Annotated in this window: 21 protein-coding genes; 7 read left to right on the top strand and 14 right to left on the bottom strand. The window is 45.3% G+C overall.

The features are described from left to right. Window positions 1-8 precede the first annotated feature (8 nt). From NST25_RS01480 to NST25_RS01460, 5 genes are all read right to left on the bottom strand, one after another. Window positions 9-785 (bottom strand): ABC transporter ATP-binding protein, encoded by a 777-nt coding sequence (locus NST25_RS01480; protein ID WP_076220059.1) that lies wholly within the window; start codon window positions 783-785, stop codon window positions 9-11. An 11-nt stretch (window positions 786-796) separates the two neighbouring features. Beyond that, a complete protein-coding gene (locus NST25_RS01475; RefSeq protein WP_076307971.1) occupies window positions 797-1,837 on the bottom strand; it encodes an ABC transporter substrate-binding protein in 1,041 nt (346 codons plus the stop codon). A 22-nt stretch (window positions 1,838-1,859) separates the two neighbouring features. Then, window positions 1,860-3,314 carry an aryl-sulfate sulfotransferase gene (locus tag NST25_RS01470; RefSeq protein WP_076127030.1) on the bottom strand — a complete coding sequence of 485 codons (1,455 nt, stop codon included), beginning with the start codon at window positions 3,312-3,314 and terminating at the stop codon, window positions 1,860-1,862. A 27-nt stretch (window positions 3,315-3,341) separates the two neighbouring features. Then, on the bottom strand, window positions 3,342-3,881 hold the full coding sequence (locus NST25_RS01465; RefSeq protein WP_340393220.1) for a MarR family transcriptional regulator: 540 nt from the start codon (window positions 3,879-3,881) through the stop codon (window positions 3,342-3,344). Window positions 3,882-4,461: 580 nt separating this feature from the next. Then, window positions 4,462-10,359: an S-layer homology domain-containing protein gene (locus NST25_RS01460; protein WP_340393219.1), complete on the bottom strand. Its 5,898-nt coding sequence runs from the start codon at window positions 10,357-10,359 to the stop codon at window positions 4,462-4,464. A 256-nt stretch (window positions 10,360-10,615) separates the two neighbouring features. Here NST25_RS01460 and NST25_RS01455 point away from each other — a divergent pair, with 256 nt between their 5' ends. Then, the gene (locus NST25_RS01455; protein ID WP_038568262.1) at window positions 10,616-11,002 is read left to right on the top strand and encodes a hypothetical protein; all 387 of its coding nucleotides are present in this window, start codon (window positions 10,616-10,618) and stop codon (window positions 11,000-11,002) included. A gap of 105 nt (window positions 11,003-11,107) precedes the next feature. Here NST25_RS01455 and NST25_RS01450 read toward each other — a convergent pair whose 3' ends face one another. The 3 genes from NST25_RS01450 to NST25_RS01440 form a co-directional block, all read right to left on the bottom strand. After that, window positions 11,108-12,124 carry an AI-2E family transporter gene (locus NST25_RS01450; protein WP_036687315.1) on the bottom strand — a complete coding sequence of 339 codons (1,017 nt, stop codon included), beginning with the start codon at window positions 12,122-12,124 and terminating at the stop codon, window positions 11,108-11,110. Between the two features lie 140 nt (window positions 12,125-12,264). Next, window positions 12,265-13,449: a polysaccharide deacetylase family protein gene (locus NST25_RS01445; protein WP_081387136.1), complete on the bottom strand. Its 1,185-nt coding sequence runs from the start codon at window positions 13,447-13,449 to the stop codon at window positions 12,265-12,267. A gap of 209 nt (window positions 13,450-13,658) precedes the next feature. Next, entirely contained in the window at window positions 13,659-14,216 is a 558-nt protein-coding gene (locus tag NST25_RS01440; protein ID WP_076101159.1) for a transcriptional regulator, read from the bottom strand. A 219-nt stretch (window positions 14,217-14,435) separates the two neighbouring features. Between NST25_RS01440 and NST25_RS01435 the strand changes: the two genes are divergently transcribed. From NST25_RS01435 to NST25_RS01410, 6 genes are read left to right on the top strand one after another with little or no spacing between them, the layout of a single operon-like run. Next, window positions 14,436-15,317: a sugar ABC transporter permease gene (locus NST25_RS01435; RefSeq protein ID WP_076127023.1), complete on the top strand. Its 882-nt coding sequence runs from the start codon at window positions 14,436-14,438 to the stop codon at window positions 15,315-15,317. Window positions 15,318-15,342: 25 nt separating this feature from the next. After that, a complete protein-coding gene (locus NST25_RS01430; RefSeq protein ID WP_076127021.1) occupies window positions 15,343-16,188 on the top strand; it encodes a carbohydrate ABC transporter permease in 846 nt (281 codons plus the stop codon). Between the two features lie 35 nt (window positions 16,189-16,223). Continuing rightward, window positions 16,224-17,570 (top strand): ABC transporter substrate-binding protein, encoded by a 1,347-nt coding sequence (locus tag NST25_RS01425; protein WP_340394349.1) that lies wholly within the window; start codon window positions 16,224-16,226, stop codon window positions 17,568-17,570. A gap of 15 nt (window positions 17,571-17,585) precedes the next feature. After that, window positions 17,586-18,374 carry an HAD family hydrolase gene (locus tag NST25_RS01420; protein ID WP_280753352.1) on the top strand — a complete coding sequence of 263 codons (789 nt, stop codon included), beginning with the start codon at window positions 17,586-17,588 and terminating at the stop codon, window positions 18,372-18,374. Beyond that, window positions 18,371-18,712 carry a multidrug efflux SMR transporter gene (locus NST25_RS01415; protein WP_248549163.1) on the top strand — a complete coding sequence of 114 codons (342 nt, stop codon included), beginning with the start codon at window positions 18,371-18,373 and terminating at the stop codon, window positions 18,710-18,712. The genes NST25_RS01420 and NST25_RS01415 overlap by 4 nt, the downstream gene beginning before the upstream one ends. 51 nt (window positions 18,713-18,763) lie before the next feature. Then, a complete protein-coding gene (locus NST25_RS01410) occupies window positions 18,764-19,633 on the top strand; it encodes a metallophosphoesterase (protein ID WP_248549164.1) in 870 nt (289 codons plus the stop codon). Between the two features lie 93 nt (window positions 19,634-19,726). Here the strand turns inward: NST25_RS01410 and NST25_RS01405 are convergent, their stop codons facing one another. The 6 genes from NST25_RS01405 to NST25_RS01380 all read right to left on the bottom strand — a co-directional run bounded on the left by NST25_RS01405 (window position 19,727) and on the right by NST25_RS01380 (window position 25,641). Further along, on the bottom strand, window positions 19,727-20,176 hold the full coding sequence (locus tag NST25_RS01405) for a hypothetical protein (protein WP_248549165.1): 450 nt from the start codon (window positions 20,174-20,176) through the stop codon (window positions 19,727-19,729). 33 nt (window positions 20,177-20,209) lie between these two features. Next, window positions 20,210-21,127 (bottom strand): ATP-binding cassette domain-containing protein, encoded by a 918-nt coding sequence (locus tag NST25_RS01400; protein WP_280753353.1) that lies wholly within the window; start codon window positions 21,125-21,127, stop codon window positions 20,210-20,212. After that, window positions 21,120-22,139 carry an ABC transporter ATP-binding protein gene (locus NST25_RS01395; RefSeq protein WP_076127008.1) on the bottom strand — a complete coding sequence of 340 codons (1,020 nt, stop codon included), beginning with the start codon at window positions 22,137-22,139 and terminating at the stop codon, window positions 21,120-21,122. The genes NST25_RS01400 and NST25_RS01395 overlap by 8 nt, the downstream gene beginning before the upstream one ends. 15 nt (window positions 22,140-22,154) lie before the next feature. Then, window positions 22,155-23,000: an ABC transporter permease gene (locus NST25_RS01390; RefSeq protein ID WP_036687295.1), complete on the bottom strand. Its 846-nt coding sequence runs from the start codon at window positions 22,998-23,000 to the stop codon at window positions 22,155-22,157. 4 nt (window positions 23,001-23,004) lie between these two features. After that, window positions 23,005-23,955 (bottom strand): ABC transporter permease, encoded by a 951-nt coding sequence (locus tag NST25_RS01385; protein WP_076127007.1) that lies wholly within the window; start codon window positions 23,953-23,955, stop codon window positions 23,005-23,007. 69 nt (window positions 23,956-24,024) lie between these two features. Then, entirely contained in the window at window positions 24,025-25,641 is a 1,617-nt protein-coding gene (locus NST25_RS01380; protein WP_076127005.1) for an ABC transporter substrate-binding protein, read from the bottom strand. Window positions 25,642-25,705: the final 64 nt, after the last annotated feature.

Below are 25,705 nucleotides of genomic sequence, written 5' to 3'. Positions count from 1 at the left end.
ACCCTATCCTATTCTTCGAAATGACCTTGAATTTGATTGTATAACGAGTAGAATTCCGGTGAGGTTACGTCCCGCGGATACGGCAGTGTATTATCATAAATATCCGTAATATTAGAAGACGGTCCTACGGACATAATGCCAATTCGTTCCCCCAGCAATAACGCCTCCTGAATATCATGAGTTACAAAAATCACCGTCTTATGTGTCTGGCGCCAAATGTTGACCAATTCCTTCTGCATCGTTCGGCGCGTCATCGCATCCAGCGCACCAAATGGCTCATCCATCAGCAGAATCGCTGGATCATTCGCCAGCACCCGAGCCAGCTGAACACGCTGCTTCATCCCCCCAGACAGCTCCTTCGGGAACTTCTCCTCATGCCCGTTCAGCCCAACAAGCCCGATGAACCTATCCGATATTGTGTGCCGTTCCGCCTTTGCGATTTTCTTCATCCGCAATCCGAACTCCACATTCTGACGAACGGTTAACCAAGGGAATAAGGAGGAATCCGCCTGCTGGAACACAACCGCCCGATCTCTGCCAGGCTTATTCACCTCTACATTATCCACCCGTAGATGCCCACCGGATTTGGAGACAAACCCGGCGATCATATTCAGCAGTGTTGATTTCCCGCAACCACTCGGCCCGAGCAGAACGAAGAATTGCCCACCTTTAATTACGAGATCTACATCTTTTATAATGTAGTGAACGTCCCCAGCAGTCGGTTCGCTGTAGCTTTTACGGAGCTGCTCAATATGAATGGTATGCTGCTTAGCAGGTAATGACATGCTGAACCCCCCTATTTCTTGTACGTAACCTCTTCTGGCAATGCCTTCGCCAGCGGCTCGAGATTCAGTTTACTATCCAGATCGAAATCCTTCTCAATGATTCCGTTGTCGACCATATATTTCTTCTGCTTGGTCAAACTGTCATACGCTGCTTGAGTAAATCCTAGTGCCCACGGATTATTCGGCAGATCTTTTATCGTTGATTCCTTAGGCTGCTTCACTTCCTTATACATCAGATCAGCAACCTCATCTGGGTGAGCCTGAGCATAGGCTCCGGCTTCATCCACCGCTGCTAGGAAATTCGCTATACCTTGCGGATTCTTAGTCGCAAAATCATTTCCCGTTACAATCCCCATCCCCAATCGAACCGTGGTTTTAGACATATCCGTCAGTTCATGAACACCTTTAAGTGCATAGAGCTTATCATTCAGAACCGAACCATAAAACCATGCTCCATCCACAGCACCTTGCTTCAAAGCGATATAAGCTTCATCAAAGGCACCCTGTCCTATTAACTCCACATCACCGAGAGCAGCATTATGCTCTTTCAAATATTCATCCCAAAGGTACGGAATGAAGGTGCCGCGTATGAAACTCAGCTTTTTCCCTTTCAAATCTTCAGCCTTCTGAATATCATCCTGTACGAACAATTTCCATTCAGTGGACGCTTCATCAGTCGCTAATCCCGCCGAGGCGATAATAGCATAATCGCCCTTCGCCACTGCGTTCAGCAAGGGGAAGTCTGCCCCGAAAGCCACATCCACCTGTTTAATAAAAAGGGCATTTACACCTTCCGCAGGGGAGCCAAAGTTGACCAGTTCAGCGTCAATCCCGTGTTTGGCAAAGATGCCTTTATCTAGTGCCACCCGAAAAGTGGGATTCGTATTGATGTCAGCAATTTTTATCTTTAATGTCTCTGCTTTGCTATTCGCCGCTCCCTCTTTAGCGGCATTAGAGGCAGCCGCGTCGCCCTTGGAGCTGCAGCCCGATAAAAGGATAACCACTGATAAAGATAAGAGCAGAAAGCTTGAGCTGATCCATGATTTTTTCAACCGACCCATCTCCTCAAATTTGTTAATTTACCTTGCGGCTGCTGCCTTCATCCGTCGTCGCTACACAAGCAGCTCCTTCAACAAATGGCAGGGTTGTCGCCACACTTACCACAGAATCCGATCCTTTAGGTGCAGACCCCGGGACTCTGAACTGCGTTACGTCTATTGGCTCAATCGCTTGTTCAACTGGCGTTTCCAGCTGTGGTACCCATGCATAAGGCACACGGTAGGAACGATAGACCATATTGGTATTTCTGGAGTCCGTAAATGGCGAAATATATTCCCATACCAGTTCATGTTCTGGCGTAACTTCAAAGAGTCTGCCGTTAGAACCTTCTGTAATTAAGGTGTTGCCATTCGGAAGCCGTTGAGCGGAGCTGATATATGGACTGTAGAATTTATAAGAATCGGTTGGGACAGAGAAACCTGCTTCTGCCGCTGTATATTGCCACTCTATCTCAAAAGTCACGGGATTAATCTCCAGAATTCGCGAGTGGTCGCGGAGTGCATTTTTTTGCCCAAAAGGAGAAGATGGATTTGGAAGACCATAACCGCCCCAGCCCCCGTTATCGAATACAAGTAAGTTGCCTTCTCCCGGCAAACCTTTCGGAATGATGTGCGCATGATGCTGGCCAATGATCCAGTCGATATGCTTCACTTCTGGCAGCGAGTAATCCGGACCGATTCTCCAAACGATGGCTCCGGTACGCTTATCCGTGATCGCAATAATATTTGCTTCACGCGCATCCCAGATCACGTTATCCGGATGGAAACGCTCATCCCCTGCATCGTAAAACTTATTGGGTCCTACATAAGAAGCCGAATTGATATGCAGCCAGTCTCCAACACCACCACCTAGATTTCCGAAAGAGCGTGAGTTAGGATCACGAAATAGTACATTTTTGGCCGCTTCATCAAAGCCTAGCTCATCAAAATGTTCATTTGGAGCCCACTCCCAGACGATATTCCCCTCCCAGTCCACCTCAAGGATCGTGTCATCAAGCAATTGTTTGTCGGAGATTTGAGGATTGTAGATGTTTTTATGAGCAAGAATTAGCGTTTTTCCACTGTCTACCTTGGGTTCAAGCCCCGGTGCAAAATATCCGACCGGATTGCCTTCGCGCTGATAGTCATGATGCTGGCGGGCATACCAGAGGGGTTCATAACCCGGATCTTCTATATGTTCATAGCTGTTATATTTCCACACGATGTTCCCATCCCAGTCCACCTGTACCAGATCTACATTATCCTGTATTCCGAATTTAGGATCTCTTCTTCCTGTGCTGCCCAGCACATAACCACCCGGGAAGATTTTAGCCGGAAATCCAAGCAGCCCCTTCCACAAATGCACCTCTTTACCGTTCATATCAATCAGTACAACACCTTCTTCACCAGCTTGAAATACGGTATAGCCACTCCAGGCTTTGTTAGGGTTATATACGGTTGCTCCAGTTGGATAAATGGTTGAATGTCCCATCGTTCATCTCTCCTACGTTCAATTTTTTTAGTAGCTAAGATAATTACTCTTTTTGGTGGTTGTTCGTGGCTTCTGTTCAAGGGCTGGAGAGGTCTCTGCATTCTCCTTGGCGAGCTTCAGCAGGATATCCGAGAATCCTTCCAAATTGCTAATGATCCGCTGATAAAAGTCATTTTGCTGCGCCAATTCCTCCTCCGTAAACCCCTCAAACAAAAGCGAAATACATCGTTCTCCGATGTTGCTGTTCTGCTCCGCCATCTTGCGGCCTTTACCCGTAATATCCAGCATTACCGTTCTACGATCGCCTTCTTTACGTCTGCGCACGGTATATCCACCCGCCTCAAGCTTATCGCTCAATGCGGTAATCGCACCTGAGGTGAAGTCTAGTTCATCCGCTAAATCTCCTAGCCTTTGTTCACCATCGCGAATGATTTTGTGCAGAATCAGCATGCCTGGTAAGGAGATACCTGCTACGGCGACTTTATCCCGCTCTTTCACGAATCTGCGAACCGCCTTGCGAAATGCCCAATCTGTCTCCTCCAGCTGTCTCCAATATTGTTCATTCATGGCTTACTAACCTCTGCTTTCTCCCAATCAGCCCATAAAAAAAGACTCCCAGCACCTACCCCTGACAAGGGAAAAGTACGGGAGCCTTTGGTGGTCCAATCAGCTCAGTTGAATTATTTCACTGTTCATTTAATTACTGTTTAAGTATTGGTGATATCATATACCCCTTTATTCCTACCTGTCAAGTAAGTATTTTATATATTCAAAAAAAGAACACCTTCAAAGGTGTCCTCCAACTCGGAAGCTTATAGACCACTTTCCAGCACAATTGCGTGACTGTCCTCATCGTATACCTGCATAAAAGATGATACGGCCGGTAAATAACGCTCTAACTGGTAAATATATTTTACCCGACTCCTGAATTGGCAGATTGGAGATATTTAATTTCACTTGCACTCCTTGCAATCTACCTTTTATTTTGAAAGATTCTGAAAATTAAAAATTAATTCAAAAATATTATATATGAAAAATCATATGAATAGTGGAAATTTCCTTTTTACATAGAAGAAAAAGGAGACTACACGCAAAAAAAGACAAAAAGCAGGCCAGAGTCACCTCTGCCTGCCTTTGCCAACCTATCTTATAATTTGATTATTCCATATAACAGTTTTGCGATTTCAGCACGGGTCACTTTGCCACGAGGGTCAAAGTTATTGTCGCCCTTGCCGTCAAGGATTCCCTTTGCTTGCAAATCAATTACCGCTTGCTTCGCCCACTCAGATACACTATTCATATCCTTAAAGCTTGCAGCAGCAGCAACGGAAGCTTGCAATCCTGCTTTATACTGCATCAGTTTCTGCAGGACAACTGCCGCCTCCTCACGAGTAATCGCATCTTTAGGTCGGAACTTGCCATCACTGCCTTGGATCAATCCAAGCTGGACAGCTTTGTCTATCGACTGTGCATAATAAGCATCTTTAGATACATCTGCAAAAGCACTCTGTACGATAGCCCCATTTGCTTCATCCAATCCGAGAGAACGAACGGCCAGTGTAACAAAATCTGCACGGGTTACATTCGCCTGTGGTCCATAATGCGTATCGTCGATCCCTTTAATCACATGCTTAGCCGTCAGCTTGGAAATATACGACTCTGCCCAGTGACCAGCAGTATCCCTAAATTGCTTATGGTATTCCAGTACCGCAAAGGAGGAAAAGTGATTTGTTGTGAAGGTAACGGTATTATCCTTAAACACTCCACCCAAATATTCCAACGTGCTGCCATTTACATAATAGACACCCGCAAAATCTGTATCAAGCTTAGCAAGCTGTTCCTTAGTCAGCGTCAAGGTAATCGTAACAACACCTTTAAGCTGGTGGATAGCCGTTTCTTTGCCTCCTGCAGATGTACTGAGGTTCAGCGTAACGTTAGCTCTGAATGGACTCATTCCAGCGTCATTGGCCTGTACAGATATCATACTCGTATCAATGCTTAGTAGCAGCATATCACTGCCTGCCGGAATGGCTGGTAAGGAGCTTGTTGGTACGCTCAAGGTAACGTTAGATGAAACAATATTCAAATTCAACTTCTTATCGACAGCCTGTTGAACAGCGGCTGCATCAAGAGCAATTCTAATCTGATCTTGAGCCGGGGTTGCTCCGCCTGCGCTAATCTTTAGGCTTCCCCCTGTAGCAGCTTCCTCTATCAGTTTCTTCAAGGCTGACGGATCAGCTGTATACGTCCCATTACTTCCTAATGCCAGTTCAATGTTTCCTTTTCCCGCTCCAGGTGTGGCTGTAGGCGTCGGAGTCACTGTTGGCACTGGTAAAACTACCGGAGGTGCCGTTGTCACCTCTGGTGCTGGTGTCGGCGTCACTTCTGGCGATGGCGATACCTCTGGTGTCGGCGTTACCTCTGGTGTCGGTGTTGGTGTTGGTGTCACCTCTGGTGTCGGCATCACATCCTCTTTTCCAGTGTAAAAGCCCCAGATATCTGAAAGCACACTACCGGAGTGATCATCCTCAACCTTTGTATACCATTGGTAGTAGCTATCCGGATTCAGCTTACTCCAAGTGACCTGAGTCTCCGCGCCACTCTCTACTTGTGGATTGGCCGCAATTTCCTGGTCGCTGTAAACCTTGACTCCGATATAGTCGGTAGCCACACGTTTAGTCACAGGCTGTAAATCCAGATCCAGAACGAACTCATCTTTGCCTGGATATTCGTCTTCATCATAGTAGTTATAATCATCCAAATAAGGCGAATAAGTCTTCACGCGAAGTTTGTTATTAGCAACATCGAACTGAAGCAGACGGATATAGCCAAGTCCCCCTTCTTCAGCGCCTTGGTAATCTGCCAGCATTTGATAGACACTGCGGTCTGGAATACCGTCACCGTTATCATCCAGCTCGTCTACCTTAAGCTCAGCATCATGATAATGGCCGGACAGTGCTGCGATTACGTTTTTGTTAGGTTTCACAACCATCTCAAAAATCTTATCTGCAATAGGTGCACGGTTATTAGAAACCAGCAAGTATTCATGGAGACAAAGAATCGCTTTACGCTCTGGATAACGGGCAACGATCTCATTCATCCATTCGATTTCTTCCTCAGCCAATCCCCAGCCCATGTATACAATAACAAAATCATTTCCGTTCGCAGACACTAAATCGTAATGGCCCCTGTTGTTGTCATAAGAGCCACCGAAGGTCGGCATATTCTTGAATCTCCACTCTCCAAAATACTCCCAGAATTTCGTGTAATCCCCGGTTTGATGACCTACGTCATGATTACCCGCAAGAACACCATAAGGAATGTTAGCTTCCTCCAGAACCTTCATGTCCCGGTCAGCTTCCTTCCACTCATACTCCTGATAGGATTTATCCACGATATCTCCTGTATGAATAACATACTTCAGGTTCAAGCTCTCTTTGTTGTCAGCTATCCATTCTACATTTTTACGGTAAATGTAAGGGTAGCTCTGTGAATAATATTGTGTATCTGACATCCATACAAAAGAAAAGTCATACGTATCTTGTGTTACTGTTGGTGCTGTCTTAGCCACCGAAGCAATTTCGTCCTGAACCATTACTGCAATGCTATTTCCATTAGCATATTCTCCAGCTGTAACCGTGGATTTCAGCTCAAAATCCTCTGTTCCAGCGATTAAATGATCCAGCTGTACCCATTTTTGTTGAGTTGGACTCCATGCGTAGAGACTTACTTTACGTCCCGGCAACGAATTCCCTTTCCATTCAATATCTACACGATCTGACGCCTTAACCGACTCATCCAGCTTAATTTCATAACGCTGATAAGGGAATTGATCGACAGCATCATTAATTAAATATTGTCCGTCCACCGCACTTATTTTACTGTAGTCGTCACTGCTAAGCGCTTGTTCGCCCGCAGGTACGGATTGTTTCGGCGGCTCTGTATCGGATGCGTTTATAAATCCAGCAAAGCCTTGCTCCGGATGGTTAGCATCGTACTTAAATCCTCTAAAGAAGGTAACGTTTATCTTATCCTGATTAGGATCTTCAACCTTAACCTTTAAAGTCGGATTAGTACCTACAGCGGTCTCCCAGTTTGTAGGAGAAATAAGCAGTGGCGCAAATGGATTCTCATTCGGTACATGGAATGTAATGACCTTTTCTGCCTGATTGCCAATCCTATCTAAGGCTGTGATAGAAAGCGTATGATCCCCAGCCGACAACTTCCCGGATGAAGTAGCATAGGGCAGTTCAATAACATTACCATCCAGCTTCACGCTGACCTTATCTACACCCGCATAAGTATCCTTAACTTCAGCAGCAATTTCAAAATTGCCACGGTAAGTTTGTCCTTCTTCTATGGATGCTTTGATGGATGGTGGCGTGTTGTCGACAATTACGTTTGATGATACTTTCGTTCCACCTTCGGTAAGCGTTACTTTATGTTCTCCGTCAGTTGCTTCCTTAGTATTCCAGTTGTACGCCTTTGAACGGAACAAATCCGCTTTTAGATCAAACTGGAAGCCGAGGGATTCATGCTTACCTGCGCTGTCCCCCATCTTGATTTCCTTATCACGTTCTGCATAAGCCGGATCCCAAATTTCGGTACCATCTGCCAGCAGGAGACGAACATTTTTCACTTCAAAATCATCCTTATTCTCCTCAGGACGAGGATCAAATGGAGATGATTTAGAGCCCGCCCGAATGTAAATCACATTATCCGTACCCTTTTTTAAAGCGGCAGAAGAAATAGGAAAAGTCAATGTAGTATACGTAGTAATCGGGTCCATAAAGGTATACAGAATACTGGCATCTCCTAGTTCTTCCGGTCCCATCGTGATCGCATTTTTAAAATAATAGTCCACATTTTTAGCTTCAAATACAAAGTAGGCATCATTCTCCAGTGCATTATATGCCTCGTTATTGCCCAGTAACTTACTGTCAATGCTCAAGCCTAAGACATCAGCCTTAGCGGTGGCAGAGGTTCCCTTTACGGTCACGGAGCCATTGATCAACTGCCCTTCCTTCACATTCAAACGAAGGGGTGATTGATCCTGTCCTCCTGTAACTTTTACTTTTATTACTGGAGATTGTGTTTCATTCGTTCCATCAGAAACAACAAAGTAATACTGGATTTCATTTCTGCCAATCAAATCCGCAGAGGTCAATTTAAAGTGATACAAGCTGTCGTTGAAGTCTTGGGATAGATTGTGGCTAACAGCCTCCGGCTGCTTGTCCGAAGACACTCTAACTTCCACAGAAGTAACAGCTTTATTGTCATCAGCAAAAGCCTTCAAATCGAGACCCAGCGACTGATCAATCTCCGTTACGCCGGTCAGATCTTCTACTGTTGGTTTCTCTGTATCCGGCTCCACATGGATCGGTGTGTTTGGAAGTTGTGTTACATCCGTCTGGCCTGGTGACGGAACGGCTGACCCCGTACTGATCTTGAGCATTTTGCTCAGCCCATTCACAGGATACTTATATAGAAGGGTTTTATTCTCTTTGGTGTCATCACCTTTAGCTCCACCATCGTAGGTGAGGTCAGCATCATAATACGCAGAGGAAATCTCCTTCTCCGTATTGCTCTTGATTACGACTGCCCGGCGGCCAGAGTTCGCCATACCATCGCTTTTGATCAAAAAGAGATTGGTGCCTTCAATTAAGTTTGTGTTGAATTCTGTATTGAAATCATTAGCAGTGTAAGTACTATTGGCACTATTAATAACCCAGAACACCACGGACTGCTGTGCAGGAATCAGAAAGTTCTCTGGCGTCGAAGGCCACTTCACATCGGAAGCGTTACCTTTATCAGGATAACGATAATAGACCTTGTAGTCCTTGAAATTAACTGGTGCATCAGTATTGTTATAGATCTCAATGAATTCAAAAGCGTCGCTGCTCGTTCCTTTTACATTCGTCGAATTCGGCAGCAGCTCTGTGATTAACAACGGCGGCACATTATTCGAATCGAACGCCGGCAGGTTCACATGAACAGAATAACTCTCTGTCACATTATTAACGCGGATGCTGTAATGCAGCTCCGGCTCTTCCAGCGCAGCTGCAGGAATCATTGCCGCATATTCATCCCCACCTTTTGAAGTCATGGTGATTACCGTATCTTTCGCCTGAGAAGGAGAGCCATACTGTAGCTTCACTACAGGTAGTGATCCATCTGCCCCGCTTTCCAGATTAGTAATCTTCGCACTGATAGGGAGATCGGCTGGATCGACACTACTCTGTGCAATATGTTCAATCACTGGCTGCTTGTTCCCAGGAACTAGCTCAGGCACTTGTTCTGCCTCTACGGTTCCAGGCGTAGCCACAACCGTTCCCGAATTCGCCATGAGGTTCATAACGGAGCTATCCGCTTGCAAATATTGATAGAAGATCCCGTTATTCTCCTTCACCTGTTCTTTTCCATAGGAAGCAGAAACAATTAGCGTATCTCCTGCTTTGCTTTTAATTTGTAAATTACGCGCAGAAGTGTTAGCCATCCCCCCGCCACCGTTGATCCGGAACAGATTCACTCCTTCCTGCAAAGCTGCAGAAGGATTAAAGTTTTTGATGAAATCCTCCGTAGGAACATTCAGATTATTGCCGTTCATAATCCAGAAAACAATATTTCCATGCGCCGGTATTACAGCATCACCATTAGGCGCCCATGTATCTTTGTCATTATAAAAGAAATAATAATCCTTAAAATTAACCGGCTTGTCCGTATTATTGTAGACTTCAACAAACTCGTAACCATCTACAGAGGTTCCATCTGTCCCTTTTACATTTTTAGTATCCGGAACAACTTCTGTAATCAGTAGCGCTCCTGGATTATGAGGTACCGCGTACACCTCTGCCATTACAGTCGGTTGACTTAAAAGCGTGTCGAGCTCAACCTGTTCATCAAAATGCGCCTCTAATTCGGAAGATGTCTGCTCCGTCTCCAGCTGCTGCTCTTCGGCATATCCTGCTGGAGCCATGATTCCCAACATCAAACTGCTGGCAATTATGCTGGAAAATAAACGTTTAGCTTTTGCTGTTATTCTCAAAACTCCGAACACTCCCCATTTGTTTGATTGTGATTCAATGCATAAATATGCAATGAAGCTCATCTGGAAAGTATACCTGCGGTGTATTATCGCTATATCATAGCCGTGTTAAATCTTTAGGTTATTTTTAATATTGCTTAAGCTTCAGTTCAGCTTCGCGGGTTACAATATAACTAGTTAGAACCCATTTTAAACGATACTTTAGACGGATGCTTAAGCAAGATAAGTTATTGCAGAACAAGAAAAGAGGACTCTAATGGATATAAAAAGAGTGATCATAGTCGGAACGGTAGTTGTAGTGATGTCTTTCGGAAATGCTTGGACTAGTCTTACCGCTAATGCAAGTTCGCCTGTAAAATGGTCCACCGCAGAGGTCGCGGATCAAGACGAATTATTGGAGGTACTTAACCAGCCAACGGACGAGGATCTATACGAGGCCATATATGACGGTAAGTCACTTCAAGATATTGCATCAGAACAAGGCCAAGATATTGAAGCTGTAATCGATCTACAGGTTGCCCAGCTAACGGATCAATTGGATTCACGGTTAGCCGCTGGAAGCATAACAACCGAGCAGTATGCGGCATATAAAGCGGAGCTGAGGGACATCGTTTCAGATAGTGTCCATACTTCCTTCGGTTAAGGGAATACATACAGCGACGCTGTAACATACACAAAAAACCCGGCTAAATGGATCTTCCATTTAGCCGGGTTTTGTATATTTAATACTTATTTTATAACAGAATCCCTAAGTCCCTATCTTGTTCTCTCTGTTAATCTCCAGAATATCAAGGAAGAATACAAAGATCGGAATCCCCAGAATCAGACCCCAAACCCCGAGATAATGCTCAGAGAATAACAACACGATAAACGTATAGAACATAGGCAAATTCATTTTGGATGACATCAGTTTAGGATTTAGGAAGTAGCCTTCTACAAAATGAAGCACGGCAATCATTGCCAGTACATAGATAGTCATGACTAGGCCACCAATATTGTAACCAATAATACAAAGTGGGATTAGCGAGATAACAAAACCTACAACCGGAATTAAACTAAGCAAGAAGATCATAATGGATAATGCGAAAAGGTAAGGAAAACCTAAAATCCAGAGTCCGATCACCGTAAAGCATGTATTAAACAACGCGATCAGAATTTGTGCTTCGATCACTTTTCCGAAAGAGGAGATAAATTTTCTGCCAAAATACTCAAGCTCTACATAGAACCAAGAGATTTTGCTCTCTTTAAGGCGGGAAGTGAAACTAACGATCCTGTTCTTCTCAAGTATAAATACAAAGCTCAAAATGGTTGATAAAACAAAGCTGGTGCCCCAATTGCTTATTTTCAAGACATATTCAATACCGTCTTTCATATACGACTGATAGTTCAAATCCTTAAGCTGGGCGAATATATACTGCACAATATCATTCTGCGGGATGTTCTCAGGGGTCAAATTGGTCAAAAAATTCGTTAACTGTTTAATCTGAATGAAAACCTTAGGCAGATAATTAACGAGGGTTATGACAATTACAGCGATTAAGGCAAGGTATAGAATAACAATAATCACTTTGCTGTTAACTGCTACATATTTGTTAATGCGCTTCGTGAGCAGCACTTGAAAGCTATTCATTACATACGCAATCAAAAACGTCAACAGTACCAAATTAAGCATATCTCTAATACTGAATAGCAGTAGAGCAACCAATCCTAAAATCAAAAAACGCCGGACCGTTAAATTTGCGTAATAACGCTTAAACAATTCCATCAGTTCTCTCCATTCGCTTACCAATTAGTACTCTGTTTATAGTCTACAGTAAGGAATTCACTTATAGCAACTAGTGATTCGCCTAAAATGACGAATTTACTCACTTTTTGTAATCTCATCATCAATAAAAGTGACACTTTTCATGCTCCTGCATCCATATGAGTCAATTCAACGATTCGGCGTTTCGGATCATATTTCATATCTATATGCAGATCTTTGCATAATTGATGAAATGGAACCATCAAGGTTCCCTTCCTCATTTCAGGAGAATTTCTTACCATATTCACCTTTTGGTTGTTCAAGGTCAATTCCATAGGCAAATCGATATGCTTCATCTGATCAAGCGTCAACGCAGCGGTAAGTGTCTCACTTCCCCCGTTAATTCGTGCGGCATTCCGATCCGCTCTGGTGTTAATCCCATCCTCAATTTTGAAGGTCAGTGAAATCCCCAGCGAATCACAAACAGCCAGCAATCTGTCATTGTAGGACCCATAAGGAAAAGCAATCGCCGAATCCGTATTGCCCAATTCTTCCTTCAGCCTTTGCTCCGCCTTAGCCAGATCACGTGTAACTCTGCTGTAGTATTCGACATTCATCTCATTCCTGTTCTCATCATCAACATATAACAAGGCACTTGCAGCTGGCCGCTGCCCGCCCTCGGCATCGACAATCCCATAATGGTGCAAATCATAGGTATGACTATAAAATCCCATCCCAGCATGCTTCATTTCCCGCATTTGCTCCCAAGTGAGCTTCGGTACGCTATTCGGATCTGGGTGATCTATTGTAGATACGATAACAAAATTAACGGCTGTATATCCGTATTTTTGCAAAACGGGGAACGCCAATTTATAGAAACTCTCATATCCATCATCAAAGGTCAGCAGCACTGCATTGTCCGGAACTGCGCCGTTATTCAGCATAAATTCACGGTATTCCGCCAAGTTGATCACATGAAAACCTTCCTGCTTCAGCAGATTCATTTGATCATCAAACCGATCAACCGATAACACCCAAGGAAACTGTGGCATGGGCTTCTCAGAAAGATGATGATACATCAGCACAGCCACCTGATCTCTGTAGTAAATACCTTTTGGAAGAGGTCCAGATTTCTGCCAGCCGATTTGTGTATTTAGTGCCTGTTCAGCTACCGCCTTCGGGATCATAAGATCATCAGGCGAGGCTGGGTTGGCAGCTATCGTCTTTATCATTTGACCATTTACGTTAATAGTAATTGTTGAAGGTTCATGTTGTGTATTCAAAATAGCAGCAAGGCTCAGCAGTAGAACTATGACAACAAGCAGCATATATTTTTTTGTTTTCAATCTCAGAATCTCCTTAACAACATTTCTTGTCCCTATGTAACTATATATTTTATGGAAGTTCCACCTGCTATTGGTTACATTTTCTTCTTATTTTTGTTTCTTTATCATAAAAAAGAGGGCGAACCTCAAGCCTGAACCGGCTTAAGGAACACCCCGCAAAATGGAGATCTATATACAATTATGTACATCTATATGTGATTGTAGACGGTCTAGGACCTTCTCTTATCTGCGAAGTAATTCTCTTCCCCAAGCTCGTCCACGAACTGCTGCAGCCAATGATAATATTGGACGGCATGCTCCAGCTTCTCCAGATCCTTCAGGCAGAATTGCCGCTCCTCCTCAGATGTATCTACGGCTTGAACCAATCCCTCCAGCTCAGGAATGACAACGTCTAAAGCGTGCTTCATGACATCAATCTCCCGCTGTAGCTTCATCCCAAAAAAGTTCTTAAAGGTCTGAAAGAAATCTGTTTCCACTGCATACAGATCCTTTCGGTCCCGCTTCTCCTCCAGCTTAGTGACCATCTTGGAGGCCATCAAAGAACGGACTCCATAGCTCATATTACTCTTGCTCATATTCATCACATTCTTCATCTCTTCAAGCGTCATCGGACGGTCTTCAAAGAACATAATTCCATACAGCTGCCCGAATGAATAATTCGCACCATATAGGTCCATCGTCTGAGCAATCGCATCGATCATCGGACGCAGCAGCTGCTCGCGTGGAGATAAGTCTTTATTCTCTTCACCAAAGGCTACCTGTTTCATAGCTGCACCTTCATTCCACTTAGAATCTACCCTTCTATTTTACACAAAATAGCAACTACCTGCGCTAATCTCTTAATTTTTTACATAATCTCGCATCGATCTTTACGTCCACTTGACCACGCAGCCGCTCGATGAGTGTACAATTTTTTTTGAACGGAAGAGCTTTCCTCAGAATTATACCGCAAAAAACAGAAGATGGAATGGGGTATCGACAGAATAATGAAACGTTCGAGATTTATAGGGGAGTTGAAACCGGTGCTCTTCACCTTGCCGGCAATGATTCCATTCGTTGTATTTTGGCTAGCGCCATTACTTTATGTATTTTATCTCAGCTTTACCGAATGGGACTTCATGAGCCCTGAGAAAACCTTTGTCGGACTAACCAACTATCTGGATCTGTTCAGCAATCCTGCCTTCTATAAAGCACTTAGAGTGACTCTGTTATTCTGTGCCGGAAGTGTGCTGCCCGTTATTCTGATCGGACTTGGACTAGCACTCCTGATGAACGGGAAGCTGAAAGGCTCCACCCTCTACCAGGTATTGCTGTTCTCCCCTTGGGTCACGCCGACCGTGGCTGTATCCATTGTCTGGTCCTGGATCTATGAACCCGAAATCGGCCTTGCCAATACTGTACTTGACCTCTTAGGTCTAGAAAAAATCGGTTGGCTTCAAGACCCTAAATGGGCGCTGCTCGGCGTTCTGCTCGTGACAATATGGAAATCGGTAGGCTGGGCGATGATTTTTTACTTGGTGGCACTACGCAATGTCCCTACGGATCTGCTGGAGGCAGCTCAACTGGATGGAGCAAATGCTGTTCAAAAATTCAGCCGTATTACTTTACCGCTAATCTCGCCAACGACACTGTTTCTGTTCATCGTACAGATCATCGGGGCTTTACAGGCTTACGACCAGATTAACGTACTTACACAAGGTGGACCGTCGGGATCAACACGCACCTTGCTCTATATGTATTATCAGTCTGCCTTTGAAGCCTTTCAGATTGGAGAAGCCTCTAGTGTCGCAATGGTTCTGGTATTTATATGTATGCTGCTATCCGTAGTCTCGCTAGAGGTTAGTAAACGGACAACCCATTATCAATAACAACTGCTGTAAAGGAGAACGACTGATGAATGCAACGATCGTACGCGTGGGCAAGCTGACCCGCCATCTATTTTTTACAGCTATTGCACTGATCATGGCCTTCCCCTTCTATTGGATGGTCACCAGCGCCTTAAAAACCAATGATGAAATCTGGCAGTCTCCGCCCACAATCTGGCCTAAGGATGCGCTGTGGAGTAATTTTTCAGCCGCCTGGCACGAAGCCCCTTTCTTCAGATATATGGGCAATAGCATATTTGTCGCTGTGTCGATTGTTATTCTGCAGGTCATAAATTCCGGGATGATGGCCTATGCGCTTACGCATATGAAATTCCGCTTCAGAGGGCTGTTCTCAGGCGTTATTCTTTTCGGCTATATGGTTCCCGCCACCGCTGTTTATCTTCCCGGATATTTGGTATTGTCCCAGCTCCATCTACTGGATTCATATGCCGGATTAATTCTATCCAACTGTGTAAGTGTCTTCTCCATCTTTCTAATTCGCCAAGCCTTCCTTCAGGTTCCCCATGAGCTGGTGGAGGCTGGAGAAGTGGACGGTTCCTCACATATGCGGATTCTGTGGACCATTCTTGTCCCCATTACACGTTCTTCCTTTGCTGTGCTAGCCCTGATCACCTTCATTGATCAGTACAATAACTATTTCTGGCCGATGCTGATAACCAAAGACCCTAATCTCCAGCTAGTCTCGGCGGGTCTGCGTAGTTTCTTTACTCAAGGAGGTGCCTACGGATTAAAATGGCCGCTGATCATGGCCGCTAGCGCATTCACCATCGCCCCGTTGCTGCTAGTATTTCTACTAGCTCAGAAAACGATCATGCAAAGTGTCAATATGACCGCTGGTTCCAGCAAAGGATAAGCTAACAATTCTATTTTAATAAGAGGAGAATGATGATGAACGTATTGAAGAGACTGTCCACCCTGTCTTTGGTTGCCGGATTTACAATGTTAACAGCTTGCGGAGGAAATGCGAATACAGGCAATGTTACAGCGGCGAATGGAGCTTCTTCCTCCCCCTCCACAGAGGCTGCGCCCACACAAAATGCACCGGTAACAATTGAATTCTGGTATGGTCTCGGCGGCAAGCTTGGTGAGAATATGGAGGCCCTGATTCAGAAATTTAATACCTCTCAGCAAGAGGTCATCGTCAAAGGTATCGCGCAGGCAGACTACACGGAAACCGAACAGAAGCTGCAAGCAGCTATCGCTACAGGAAAAGTACCTGCGGCTGCTCTCTCCTCCAATGTAGATTGGGCCCGTAAAGGATATTTCGCTCCGATAGACGAGCTTATGGCACTGCAGCCAGATTTTAATAAAGAGGATTTTGTCCAAACCTTTCTAAATCAGGGCCAGGTTGATGGTAAGCAATACTTCCTGCCGATGTATGGAACAACGCAGGTCATGTACTACCGCAAAGATGTTTTTGAGAAGAATGGAATTGATGCGAGCACATTAAAGACTTGGGAAGATCTGGCTGCCGCAGCTGCGAAAATGACAGTGAAGGACGGCGGCAAAACCACACTTTATGGTTGGGAGCCTATGTGGGGTTCAGGGAACATGATTGATGCCGTACTCAGCAAAGGAAGCACTATCCTTAGTGAGGATGGAAAACAAGTTATGGTCGACTCTAAAGAGTGGATTGAAACCTGGGATTTGTTCCGCAAGTGGATTCACGAGGATAAGATCATGCGGATTCATTCCGGCGGTCAAGGCTGGGAGTATTGGTACAAGACGATTGACGATGTAATGAAGGGTCAAGCCGCAGGCTACACTGGCTCCAGCGGCGATCAGGGCGACTTGGACTTCAGCATTGTTTCGGCTATGGAGCAGCCAGGCTGGGCTGGGATCGGTGAGGGCAAACCCGTAGCCCAAGCCCTTATGGCCGGCATTCTATCCAAAGCCAGCGACAGTGAAAAGGAAGCAGCTATGAAATGGCTAACCTACTTCACGAATGCTGAGAATACTGCGTCCTGGTCCATTAATACGGGATATATTTCGGTGCGCCAATCCGCATTGCAAGACCCTGCGTTTGTGTCATTCAGCGAAAGCAATCCACAGATTAAGGTTCCATTGATGCAAGCTTCTCATGGTTCTGCACCTTTCCAAGACCCAACTGGCGGCAAAATTAACGATGCGATGACAATCGCCGCAGATAAGGTGCAGATTGAGAATATCCCAGCAGCACAAGCACTTAAGGAAGCACAAGAAACGGCGCAAGCTGCGCTTGATAAATTAAAATAAAGGGCGGTGGACTTCATGTCTGAGCTCATCACTCCACAAGGCAGATATGCTGTAGCAGCTATTCTATTCGATAAGGATGGTACGCTGCTCCAGTTCGTATCCCTCTGGGGCAGCTGGGGCGAATGTTTTTTAGAGAGATTCACGAAGTATATGAAGGAAAAAGGACTACAGATTGCAGAAGAGCAGCTCCCTGCATTAATGGGAACTGTACACAATGCCCAGGGGAGCATTACCGATTATGATCGCAACGGACCGCTGGCTATGGGGACTATGAGTGATCTTTATGCCATTCTGTCATGGCAGGGTTATCTGCAAGGTTTATCTTGGGCGGAGTCCATGGAGCTTGTCCATCAATGCCGTCTCGAAGCGGATGTTAGGTTAGAAGAGAAACGCCCCGTTCACTCCCTTCCGGGACTTCATCGTTTTCTTGATGAGTGTGTGAGTGCAGGCATTCCTCTCGCCGTGGTGACCGCAGATGAAACAGAGGCCGCAGACAAACATCTCCAATGGCTGGGCATACGGCATTATTTCTCCGAGGTAATTGGAACAGATCTTGTGGATCAGGGTAAACCTTTCCCCGACATGGTGCAGCTTGCCTGCGAAAGGTTGGCCGTTGAACCCGCGCACACAGCAGTTATCGGTGATACTAACGGGGATATGCGAATGGCTAAAGCAGCGGGTGTACAGGTAGCTATCGGCCTAGCAGAAAGCGACGGTACTAGTGCTTCAACACATATTCTCCCGGATGCAGATCTCATTGTACAATCTTACGCTGAGCTCAGAATTGAGGTTACTTCCCTGTGAGAATAGAAGGAATATGGGCATGGATGTTTCTGGCGCTGGCTATTGTGTTCGAACTCTCAGGGACCCTCTCAATGAAAATATCTCAAGGGTTCACCCAGCTCTGGCCTTCCGTGCTTATGTTCCTGTTCTATGGAGCCAGCTTCACCTCCCTGAATTATGCTCTCACCTCTATTAAGGTAGGCGTAGCTTATGCGATATGGTCAGGAGCGGGAATCATCCTGATTTCCTTCATAGGAACCCTGTTCTTTGAAGAAAAGCTAACCCTATCCTCACTACTTTGGATAGCCGTCATCATTGTCGGGATCATAGGACTGAATATTAGCGGCAAGACGCATTAGCGAACAGCAACAGTATTGGATAGGTTCATAGATGAAGGAGGATGCCCAAACATGAGTACGAACACATCACCTGAAGATAAACCAGTTATCACCTTTCAGATCATTACGGATACCCATGTCACTGCTGACCGCAATCATGAGTACAATCTTAACTTCGAGCTGGCTCTCCGTGATATAGCAGCGCATGGGGAAGGCAGCAGCGGGATTATGCATATCGGTGATGTCACAGACCACGGCTTCCCTGCTGAATACGAAGAAATGCTTCGTATCCTCAAACAATACAAAACCGAACTGCCCGGGATTACCTTTACCTTAGGCAATCATGATGTGGGCCTCGGAAATTGGGAATCACGTTTAGGAATGTATACGTCACAGACCGGAATGTCCGGACCCTATCATGATCACTGGGTCAATGGCTATCATTTTATTATGCTAGGGACAGAACAAGGATTGCCCAAATTCTGTGATCTTTCTTCTGAACAGCTTGATTGGCTGGAGCATAAGCTTGGAGAACAAGCTTCACCAGATCAGCCTATCTTTCTCTTCCTGCATCAACCGCTTAAAGACACCGTAGCCGGATCGCTGGAATCGCAAGATTGGTATGGTGTCACACAAGATACGGAATTAAAAGAAATCCTGTCGAGATACCCTCAGACCTTGTTATTCACTGGACATACCCATTGGGAGCTGGAGGTAGACAACACTATGTTCCCTGGCGATGGAGAGATCGCAACGATGTTTAATGCTGCTTCTGTCGCCTATCTTTGGACTAATGAAGATAAACATAAAGAGGGCAGCCAAGGCTTCTATGTAGAAGTGTATAGCGATAAAGTGCTTGTCCGGGGCAGAGATTTTAAGACAGGAAGCTGGATTGAGGCTGCACACTATGAGGTATTTTACCCAGCGGTAAGCGTATATTAAAGATAAGCATTTAAGCGAGAAATATAACAAAAAAACGATTGTGCACAGGGAGTCCTTCCCCGCAACAATCGTTTTTTACTGTAGCTATTCAGCTTAACGTCCAATCGGTGCAATCCGGTAGACAGCTGTATCTCCAACCACTGCCTTCGTATCGCTCTCGATCTGCCAACCGAAGGATAACACAGAAGCCAAACGTTCCTTCTCGGCCAAGGTTAAAGCCACCTCAGCGGCTTCCTTACCTTCCTCAAGCTCCAGAGCCGCTTCTTTGCCCAGAGCTACCCATATCCAGCTGCGAATCCCACGAATCGTGTTGTATTTAATCTGATAGCCTGTCTTCACCGCTTGCCCGAACAACTCCGGCTGCTCTGACTGCAACGTAGTCAGCTGCTTATAATCAAATTGGTATTCGCTCTCGTCAACGGGCAAATCGCCCTCTGCCACTTTACGAAGAATATCCTCATCAGACCACCCCAAGGAGCGGAGTGATTCCACCAATAACGCATCCCACTGGGATAACTTTACCCGGTTTAAGTTCTCTGACATTCTGATCCCTCCCAATCTATATATAGAGTCTAATCATACCGTAAAATCATAAGCAACATAATGGCCCGGACTTACTTCCTGTAGTGTGGAAGTCTCAGCTCTGCCGTACTCTTGCGAATATCCGTCTAAAATAATTCTCTGATTGGCCCGCCGGGGATCCGTCTCCAAGATGGAAGACAGCAGCGCCTTTGTATAAGGATGAATAGGATTCTCGTACAGCTCATCACTTTCGGCTACCTCCACTAGACGACCGCCATACATCACGCCGATCCGGTCAGAAATATGCCGTACCATCGACAGATCATGTGCGACAAAGAGATAGGTCAAGCCGAATTCGGACTGCAAATCCTCCAGCATGTTCACTACCTGAGCCTGGACAGACACGTCCAGCGCTGAGATCGGTTCATCACACACAACAAATTCAGGTCTTACGGACAATGCTCTGGCAATCGAAATCCGCTGGCGTTGGCCACCGCTGAATTCATGCGGGAAGCGGTAGAGATGTTCTCTTTTTAAACCTACCTTTTCCAGCAATGCCGCAACAGCTTCTTTGCGTTCTTCACCTTCGTGGATACCGTGGATTTTCATCGGCTCACTGATCAGATCAAGCACACTTAAGCTTGGATTAAGTGATGAATAGGGATCTTGGAAGATCGACTGAATGCGTCTGCGAAAAGGTTTTAGCTGCTTCTCTCCAAGCTTGCTCAGCGGCTGCCCGTCAAAAGACACTTCACCGTCTGTGTAGTCATATAAGCGCAGCAAGCAGCGTCCAACCGTGGACTTGCCGCTTCCCGACTCTCCAACCAGCCCAAAGGTCTCTCCCTGTCGTATCTGAAAGCTTACGCCATCTACTGCCTTAAGCACCGATGTATCGCGTCCCCACATATCCTTGCCTTTGGAGAAATGTTTTTTGAGATTATTTACGTCCACTAGAATCTTATTGTCACTCAACCGAACCGCTCCCTTCAACGCCAGCTACGGCTGGAGTCTCCTGCACACCATCTGCTAACCAGCACATCGAACGGTGACCGGGCGATAATTCGATTACCGGAGGACGTTCGCTGCAACGGGCAAAAGCATTAGGGCAACGTTCCATAAAGGGACAGCCAGAAGGAGGATTCAACAAATCCGGAGGTGTGCCTTCGATTGGAATTAGACGTTCACGCGATTTGCCGTCACGTTTCGGAATGGAGCGAAGCAGACCTTTCGTGTAAGGATGCTGTGGGCGATAAAAAATATCCTCCACCGTACCTTCCTCCATCACTAGTCCACCATACATTACGATAACCCGTGTACATACCTGAGCCACCACACCCAAATCATGAGTGATCAGCGCTATAGCTGTACTGGTATTATTTTTTAGCTCTTTAAAAAGATCAAGAATTTGGGCCTGTATTGTTACATCAAGCGCAGTTGTCGGCTCATCCGCAATCAATAGCTCTGGCTGGCAGGAAAGAGCCATAGCGATCATGACCCGCTGCCGCATCCCGCCGCTGAATTCATGCGGATACTGCTGCAGCCGCTGCTCAGGATTATTAATGCCCACCTGCCGCAGGATACTTGCTGCCTCTTTAAACGCTGCTTCCTTATTTAAGCCGCGATGCCGCCGGATGACCTCCGTAAGCTGCTGGCCGATTTTTTTCACAGGATTAAGAGAAGTCATGGGGTCCTGAAACACCATCGCTATGCGGTTACCGCGCAGTTTTCTCCACTCTTTTTCCGAAAGGTTAGATAAATTGTCACCACGAAAATTAATATTTCCAGCGATAATTTTACCCGGAGGTGTAATCAACGACATAATCGCCTTCGCAGTTACACTCTTCCCGCTTCCGGATTCACCAACAATCCCTACCGTTTCTCCAGCATCTATATGAAAGCTAACGCCACGAACTGCCTGATTCTCTCCATCCCGAGTTTGGAAGGAAACCTTCAAATTCTCAACAGACAATAACCGTTCCGTCATGATGTCTTCACACTCCTATCTTCGGATCAGCTTCGGTTCAAAGCCAACCCGCAAAATATCGCCCAGAACATTAAAGCTCAGAACCGTTAATAGTATCAATAACCCCGGGAACAATGCCAAATAAGGTGCCTGAGCGATATATCCCTGCGCATTGTTAAGCATACTGCCCCAAGTGGCATTCGGAGGTTGTACCCCGAACCCAAGGAAGCTTAGGGACGACTCCATCATAATCGCGGAAGCGATATTATTCGTCGCACCTACAATCACAACAGGTACTAGCCCCGGAAGAATATGACGCCAAATAATTCCGAAGTTGCTCTGGCCGGAAGCTTTTGCATATAGTACATATTCCCGTTCTTTAATCGTCATCGTCTCCGCACGAATCACACGGGCAATGTTCATCCACATTAATAGAGCAATAATTAAAATGATGTTTCCTACACTCGGCTTCAGAAATACGCTGAGCAGCAGCAGCACGAGGAAAGATGGAATGGACATCACTACATCAAGCATCCGCATCAATAGATTATCAATCCATCCGCCAAAATATCCACTGATCACACCCACCGTCACACCTATACCCGTGGCAATGATCATTGAAGCAAAACCAACTAGCAAAGATACCCGGCCACCATACAAAGCTCGGGCAAAATAATCCCGGCCGTAATCATCCGTACCAAACCAATGATCCGCCCCGGGTGCTTTCAAACGTGCCAAAACATCCATTGCATTCGGATCATGTCCGGATAAAAAAGCAAATATAGAGCCTAGTGTGAAGACGATTAAAGTAATGAGGGCTGCGACACCCAATTTATTCGTAAATAGCTCATCTCCAACACTTTTCCATTTACTGCGATTCATGAGGTCACCTCGTTAATTTAATTCGTGGGTCCACGAAGCTATATAGAATATCCGCGACCAGATTGCCGATGATCAGCATTAAAGAAGAGAACAAAGTTATTCCCATAATTACGGGATAATCCATCCCTTTAACCGCAGTCATCCCTAAAGAGCCAATACCCGGCCATGAAAATACCGTCTCCGTTACAATTGCACCCGCCACCAGATCACCCATCGACATCCCGAGCAATGTAATTACTGGCAACAGTACATGCTTAAGCACGTGACGGAACAGAATCGTTGTCTTGCTGGATCCAAAAGCATATTGAATCTGCACATATTCTTCTTTTAGCTGTCCAATCGTACTAGAGCGGATGTATCGTACGTAACCGGCCAGAAATCCAAACGCCAATACGGCGCAAGGCAAAATACCATGCTTCAATACATCAACCGCTGATTCCACACCAATGGTTCGCATCCCCATAATAGGCAGCAGGTGCAGCTTAATTGCGAATAAGTACATAAGTAAGATGGCCAGCCAAAATAAAGGCACTGAAATTCCGATATAGGATAAAAAATTAATTACTTTATCCACCCAGCGGTTCCGGTTAGCTCCAGCAAGCAGACCCATCGGGATCGCCAACAGAACGGCTAAGCCGATTGCACTGCCCATCAAACCTGCTGTTGCAGGTAAACGTTCTAGAATTTGCTCCAATACAGGCTGATGATTCACAAGGGAATAACCGAAATTGCCCTGCAGTACTTCTTTGATCCATATAAAATATTGAATGTAGGCTGGCTTATCCAGCCCAAGGTTATGCCGGATGCGCTCAATATCATCCGCGTGCATATTCGGCGTAACGAAGGATAGTACCGGATCCCCCGGAGCCAGCTTAATCATCGCAAAGCACACAACCGAGACAAAAAACAGCATCGGCAGGGTTTGCAGTAATCTTCGGACGATAAGTTGTCTCATACGTATATTCTCCCAGTTCTATATCGGTAAAAAAATAAGCTGGATTGACCAGCTTATTTTTTCCCGTTCTTATTTAAGGTAGATTTTCGATAAATCTTCAAAAATAACGACAGGCTTCAAGACTGCTTCTTCTAGACCGCCGTAGTTCTTGGAGACAGCTACAATAGTCTTAGTATTAGCAATTGGATAAATCGGTGCATCGTCAGCAATGATCTCTTGGATCTTCTTATAGATCTCACCACGTTTAGTTACATCTGCTTCTCCTGCACCATCATTGAACAACTTATCGACTTCAGCATTATTATAATGCGAGTAGTTAGAGTCTGCAGTAGAAGTATACAAAATTCTGTAAGCATCAGGATCGTAACCCATAATATAACCTGCAATCGCAAGTTCAAAATCTGTTGAATTCATATCACTGAATTTCTGGCCATATGCCGAGGCATCCATATTTTGCAGTTCAACTTCAGCGCCAATGGCCTTTAGCTTTTGCTGCACGTATAGTGAAATGGCTTCCTGAGCTTTATTACCGCTCGATACAATCAATCTCAATTTCAGATCGCTAACCCCTGCCGATTGCAGAAGCTCTTTGGCTTTTTCTACATCATTATCAAAAGAAGGTACGTCATTAGTATAGAACAATGCATCCGGAGTCAAAAAGGACTTCGCCGGGTCTGCATACTCGTTAGAAGTATAAGCAGCCTGAATGATTTCATCACGATTTAGGGCTAAAGACAAGGCTTGACGAACTTCTTTTTTAGCAAGAGCACCTCTATCACTGTTTGCATTGAACAACAGGTAGGACAATCGGCCTTCACTATAAGGCAGGATTTCGAAATTGTTCGAAGCCTCAATCGTTCCAACATCCTGTGGATCTAGATACTTAATGTTGATCTCACCATTCTGAAGTGCGAGATTCGCAGCATTCGTATCTTTAGCAATCCGGTACGTTATAGAATCAAGATGTGGTTTGCCGCCAAAGTAGTTATCAAATCTCTCGAGTGTAACATATTCGCCTGCTTTGTATTCTTTAAATTTAAATGGGCCAGATCCAACCGGAGCAGCATTCTTGGTGCTTTTCTCTAGATCCGTCTCATTCTCAAAAATATGCTTTGGAATCGGAAATACTTGCACTAGTGTAGCTTCAAAAGCTGGGCTGACCTGCGGAAGCTTGAACTCTACAGTCAGATCATCCACCTTAACTGCCTTAACGGGTTTATCACCGATGAATAAGTTCGCTCTCAGCATGCTGTTTTGCTTCTCATCGAGGATGCTATCAATCGTGAACACGACATCGTCAGCTGTAAGCTTTTCTCCGTCATGCCAAGTTAGTCCACTTTTCAGTTTCAATGTATAGGTCAGGTTATCTTCGGAAAGTGTCAGGCTGTCTGCCAAGTAGAAGGTCTTCTCTCCGTTATTCACTTGGAACAATGGCGCGTAGAGCGCTTGGTCAATCGTCAGACTGACACGATCACCTGCATAGTTCGGATTTAGAATGACAGGATCTGCAGCGACCCCAATAATTAAGTTGCCGCCATCTTTTGGTTCAGTGCTTGCTGTCGATCCTTCAGTAGCCGTAGGCGTCTGATTTGTATTTGTGGAAGCGGCGTTATTTCCCCCGGAGCACGCGCTAATCAAAAATGTTAACAAAACCAAAGTAATAACTCCAGATAATCCTCTACGCATAAGTTTCTCCCCCGTGTCTATATTGTCTTTGTTTGTTTTTTATATTGTATATCGGGATACTAGG

Origin of the sequence: Paenibacillus sp. FSL E2-0190 (assembly GCF_037992965.1) — a bacterium.
GTDB classification, from domain to species: Bacteria; Bacillota; Bacilli; order Paenibacillales; family Paenibacillaceae; genus Paenibacillus_AQ; species Paenibacillus_AQ odorifer.
Note: the sequence above shows the minus strand (reverse complement) of the source record. Positions and strands in the feature narration are given on the sequence as shown.

Excerpts from the sequence above, each read along its gene's own strand:
- NST25_RS01425 (WP_340394349.1), top strand. The coding sequence starts at position 16,224 with ATGAACGTATTGAAGAGACTGTCCACCCTGTCTTTGGTTGCCGGATTT.
- NST25_RS01450 (WP_036687315.1), bottom strand. The coding sequence starts at position 12,124 with ATGGAATTGTTTAAGCGTTATTACGCAAATTTAACGGTCCGGCGTTTT.
- NST25_RS01395 (WP_076127008.1), bottom strand. The coding sequence starts at position 22,139 with ATGACGGAACGGTTATTGTCTGTTGAGAATTTGAAGGTTTCCTTCCAA.
- NST25_RS01470 (WP_076127030.1), bottom strand. The coding sequence starts at position 3,314 with ATGGGACATTCAACCATTTATCCAACTGGAGCAACCGTATATAACCCT.
- NST25_RS01380 (WP_076127005.1), bottom strand. The coding sequence starts at position 25,641 with ATGCGTAGAGGATTATCTGGAGTTATTACTTTGGTTTTGTTAACATTT.
- NST25_RS01405 (WP_248549165.1), bottom strand. The coding sequence starts at position 20,176 with ATGTCAGAGAACTTAAACCGGGTAAAGTTATCCCAGTGGGATGCGTTA.
- NST25_RS01410 (WP_248549164.1), top strand. The coding sequence starts at position 18,764 with ATGAGTACGAACACATCACCTGAAGATAAACCAGTTATCACCTTTCAG.
- NST25_RS01480 (WP_076220059.1), bottom strand. The coding sequence starts at position 785 with ATGTCATTACCTGCTAAGCAGCATACCATTCATATTGAGCAGCTCCGT.
- NST25_RS01455 (WP_038568262.1), top strand. The coding sequence starts at position 10,616 with ATGGATATAAAAAGAGTGATCATAGTCGGAACGGTAGTTGTAGTGATG.
- NST25_RS01435 (WP_076127023.1), top strand. The coding sequence starts at position 14,436 with ATGAAACGTTCGAGATTTATAGGGGAGTTGAAACCGGTGCTCTTCACC.
- NST25_RS01430 (WP_076127021.1), top strand. The coding sequence starts at position 15,343 with ATGAATGCAACGATCGTACGCGTGGGCAAGCTGACCCGCCATCTATTT.
- NST25_RS01440 (WP_076101159.1), bottom strand. The coding sequence starts at position 14,216 with ATGAAACAGGTAGCCTTTGGTGAAGAGAATAAAGACTTATCTCCACGC.
- NST25_RS01390 (WP_036687295.1), bottom strand. The coding sequence starts at position 23,000 with ATGAATCGCAGTAAATGGAAAAGTGTTGGAGATGAGCTATTTACGAAT.
- NST25_RS01385 (WP_076127007.1), bottom strand. The coding sequence starts at position 23,955 with ATGAGACAACTTATCGTCCGAAGATTACTGCAAACCCTGCCGATGCTG.
- NST25_RS01420 (WP_280753352.1), top strand. The coding sequence starts at position 17,586 with ATGTCTGAGCTCATCACTCCACAAGGCAGATATGCTGTAGCAGCTATT.
- NST25_RS01465 (WP_340393220.1), bottom strand. The coding sequence starts at position 3,881 with ATGAATGAACAATATTGGAGACAGCTGGAGGAGACAGATTGGGCATTT.